This window comes from Micromonospora sp. NPDC049799, from assembly GCF_040656655.1.
Lineage (GTDB): Bacteria > Actinomycetota > Actinomycetes > Mycobacteriales > Micromonosporaceae > Micromonospora.
In genome coordinates, this window is the sequence record NZ_JBFAMU010000417.1 from 1 (window position 1) to 4,289 (window position 4,289).

Sequence of the window (4,289 nt, forward strand, 5' to 3'; positions counted from 1 at the left end):
GCCTGCGCGGCCAGGTGCATCGCCACGAGCGACGACGAACACGCCGTGTCCACGGTGATCGCCGGCCCCTCCAACCCCAGCACGTACGCGATCCGGCCCGACGCCACGCTCGTCGTGTTGCCGGTCAGCACATACCCCGCGGCCTCACCCGACGCCTCGTGCATTCGCGGGCCGTAGTCCTGCGGCATGGCGCCGACGAACACGCCGACCCGCTCGCCGCGCAGGCTGGTCGGGTCGACGTGGGCCCGCTCGACGCACTCCCACGCGGTCTCCAGCAGGAGCCGCTGCTGCGGGTCCATCGCCATCGCCTCACGCGGACTGATCCCGAAGAACTTGGCGTCGAAACCCCCGGCCCCGGCGAGGAATCCGCCCTCCCGCGTGTACGTGGTGCCGGGCGAGTCCGGGTCCGGGTCGTAGAGTGACTCCAGGTCCCATCCCCGGTCGGCGGGGAGCTGACCGATCGCGTCCCGGCCTTCCACCAGGAGCTCCCACAGCTGCTCCGGCGTGGCGACCCCTCCTGGGTAGCGGCAGGCCATCCCCACGATCACCACCGGCTCGTCCAGTGGGGCCGTCGGGGCGTGCGCCACCGCCGGCACCGGGCCGCCGACTGCCAATCGGTGGACGAAGTCGACCAGCCGCTCCGGCGTCGGATGGTCGAAGGTGATCCCGACCGGAAGGTCGAAGCCGGTCGCCGCCACGAGATCGTTGCGGAACCGCACCGCCATCAGCGAGTCGAAGCCCAGCTCCTTGAAGGTGCGGGTGGGGTCGATGCCGTCCGCCGTCGCATGACCGAGGGTGAACGCGAGTTCGTCGAGCACCGTCCGGCGGACCAGCCGGTGCCGGCCCGTCGCGTCGAGGTCGTCAAGCTGGTCACGGAGTGGCGGTTCCACCAGCGCGTCCGCGCCGTCGTCCGCCACCGCCGGTACGTCCGAGCCCTCCGCCCCGACCACCGCGTTCGTCCACGCGTCGGACGTAGCGGGCGGTCCGGCAACCGGCACGGGTGGCTGCTGCGGCCCGGTTTTGGCGTCCAGCCAGTGACGCCGGCGCTGGAACGGATAGCCCGGCAGGTGCGGCGGGTCGAACTGCGCCGTACCCCCTGCCCAGACGTGACCGGCGTCCACGACGTGCACGGCGGCGGCGGCGGTGAGCAGGGCGCGTGGGCTGGGTTGGTTCTTGTGGAGGGTGGGGATGGCGATGACGTTGCTGACTGTCTGGTGGTGGAGGGTGGTGAGGGTGGTGTCGGGTCCGATTTCGATGAAGGTGTGGACGTCGTGGTCGTTGTGGAGGGTGGTGATGCCGTGGGCGTAGTAGACGGGTTTGAGGAGGTGTTGGACCCAGTAGTCGGGGTTGGTGAGTTGGTCTTCGGTGGCGTGTTGTCCGGTGAGGTTGCTGATGACGGGGATGGTCGGGGGGTGGTAGGTGAGGTTGGCGGCGACGGCGTGGAACTGGTCGGTGATGGTGGTCATGTGGGGGGAGTGGAAGGCGTGGCTGACATTCAGGGTGGTGGCTTTGCGTCCTTGTTGCCGCCATTGGTTGGCGAGGAGGTGACAGGTGTGGTGGTCGCCGCTGATGACGGTGGTGTGGGGGGTGTTGATGGCGGCGATGGTGACGTCGGGGTGGCCGGCGATGAGGGTTTCGGCTTCGTGGTGGGTGGCGTGGAGGGCGATCATGGCGCCGGGTGTGGTGATGGTGTTCATGAGTCGGGCGCGGGTGGTGATGAGGTGGGCGGCGTCGGTGAGGGTGAGGACGCCGGCGAGGTGGGCGGCGGTGATTTCGCCGAGGGAGTGGCCGGTGAGGTGGTCGGGGTGCAGGCCGAGTTGGGTGGTGGCGACGTGGTGTAGGGCGATGTGGAGGGCGAAGAGGGCGGGTTGGGTGTAGGCGGTGGTGTTCAGGAGGTCGGCTTGGGGGGTGTGGGGTTCGGCGAAGACGATGTCTTGGAGTGGGTGTTCGAGGTGGGGGTTCAACGCTTCGCAGGCCTGGTTGAAGGCGTCGCGGTAGGTGGGGTTGGTGGTGTAGAGGTCGGCGCCCATGCCGAGGTATTGGCTGCCCTGGCCGGTGAAGCAGAACGCGACTTTGCCGCCGCTGTCGCGGGCGACGCCGGTGACGGCGGCGGGATGCGGACGGCCTTCGGCCAGCGCGGTGAGGGCGGCGGTGAAGTCGTGGTGGGTGCGGGCGACCAGCACGGCGCGGTGGGGGAAGCGGGTTCGGCGGGCGAGGGTGTCGGCGACCGCGGCCGGTGCGACGTCCTGGTGGTCGACCAGCCAGGCGCCCAGTCGTCGGGCGTACGCGCGTAGCGCCGCCTCGGACTTCGCCGACAACGCCCACGACACCCACCCGTCCCACGGGTCGTCGAGCGCCGGCGCGGCGGTGTCCGGGGCGGGGGCGTCGCGGACCACCACGTGGCAGTTTGTGCCGCCCATGCCGAACGACGACACCCCGCCACGCAGTGGCCGGTCCGGCCGAGGCCAGCCGGTCAGCTCCCGCTGCACCGCGAGGCCCAGGTCGTCCAACGGGATGTCCGGGTTGGCGGTGACGAAGTTCAGACTCGGCGGCAGTTCGCGGTGCCGTACGCAGAGGGCCAGCTTGACCAGCCCGACGATGCCCGCGGCGGCCTCCAGGTGCCCCACATTGGTCTTGGCCGACCCCACCCGGGCGAGCCCGGCCCCACCACGCCCCCGACCGACCACGGCGCCCAGCGCCGCCGCCTCCACCGGATCGCCGACCCGCGTGCCGGTACCGTGCAGCTCCACGTACTGCACCTCGGCGGGGTCCACCCCGGCCTGGCGGTACGCGGTGGCCAGCACGTGCCGTTGCCCCTCCCGGCCGGGCACGGTCAGCCCATCGGTCGCCCCGTCGTTGCCCACCGCCGAGCCGTCGATGACGCAGTAGATCCGGTCACCGGAGGCGAGCGCGTCCGCCAGGGGCTTCAGCAGCACGAGGGCCCCGCCCTCGCCCCGCACGTACCCGTTCGCACGGGCGTCGAAGGTGAAACACCGCCCGTCGGGGGAGAGGCCGCCGAACCGCTCGGTACCGACTGCGCTCTCCGGCAGGATGTTGAGGTTCACACCGCCGGCCAGCGCGATCGTGGACTCGCCGTTGCGCAGGCTCTCGCACGCCAGGTGGACGGCGACCAGCGACGAGGACTGTCCGGTGTCCACCGCCAGGCTCGGACCGTGCAGGTCGAACAGATAGGAGATCCGGTTGGCGAGGATGCTGCGGTGCAGCCCCGTCACGGTGTGCGGGGTGATTCCGTCCACCCCGACGCGGTAGGTCAGGTGGGCGTAGTCGTCCCAGATCGCGCCGACGAAAACACCGGCGGCCGTCCCGGCCAGCGCGGCCGGCGTGGTCCCCGCGTCCTCGACCGCCTCCCACGCCAGCTCCAGCATCAACCGTTGCTGCGGGTCCATCGCCGCCGCCTCGCGCGGCGAGACACCGAAGAAATCCGCGTCGAACCCTCCGAGGTCGTCGAGGAAGGCCCCGTGCCGAACCGTTCCGTCGGCCCGCCACCGGTCCTCGGGCACCTCACCCACCGCACTCGTCCCGGCCCGCAGCAGCCGCCAGAAGGCTTCCGGGTCCGCCGCGCCGGGCAGCCGGCATGCCATCCCGACCACCGCCACCGGGCACAGCCGACCATTTTCCTCTCCAGGCGCGGCGTCAGGTCCGGTCATGTGCCTTTCCTCATCTTCCGTTCCTCTTCTGGTGGACGGGCCGGCGGCAGGCAAAATGCCACCCGGGTGCGCAATTCCACATTTGTAAGGGACAGTGAGGTGCCCGGTTGGCGTCAAAAACGACGGCACCGCCGCCGACAATTCTCTGCCCAGTCGTCAAGGATAGGTAGCGGCAATCAGGCCGGATAGCCCCTAGCACCCCTACTTCGGCCTCGCGGGACCGGTGCGGAACCCCTGCTCACCCCTGTTCCAAGAGGTTCTGCCGGAGCCCTTCCGTGGCCGGCTACCCACCTCGCGCACCTTTGTCGGGCTTCTGTCGCCGGCTGTATTGACTCGCCGGATCGACTCCCATTACGTTGCCGTTCGACACTTTTTGGCGCTGGCCGAATCCTTTCGTTGTGCACTCCCCAACCGTGGCGAGCGGACGCCGCCGGCGCGCCCGGCCGTACGCTCCCGCGAAGCGCGGAATTGCGACGATCGGGCGGCGTTGGCGCGCGTTTCCCACCAATCGGGAGGAAGAATGAATTCTCGGAAAGCGGTAGTTCCGGCCGGTCGCCGGTCTCGGTCGCGCCGTGGGCTGGCGCTCGGCGCGACGGCCGTGCTCGGTGCCCTGGCCCTCGG

At 70.5% G+C, this 4,289-nt stretch carries 1 protein-coding gene; it reads right to left on the bottom strand.

Annotated features, from left to right (window positions below; genetic code table 11):
- Positions 1–3,668: beta-ketoacyl synthase N-terminal-like domain-containing protein (locus AB0I76_RS23495; protein WP_357039245.1), on the bottom strand; the 3,668-nt coding region annotated here is incomplete at its 3' end.
- Between the last annotated feature and the right edge of the window lie 621 nt (positions 3,669–4,289).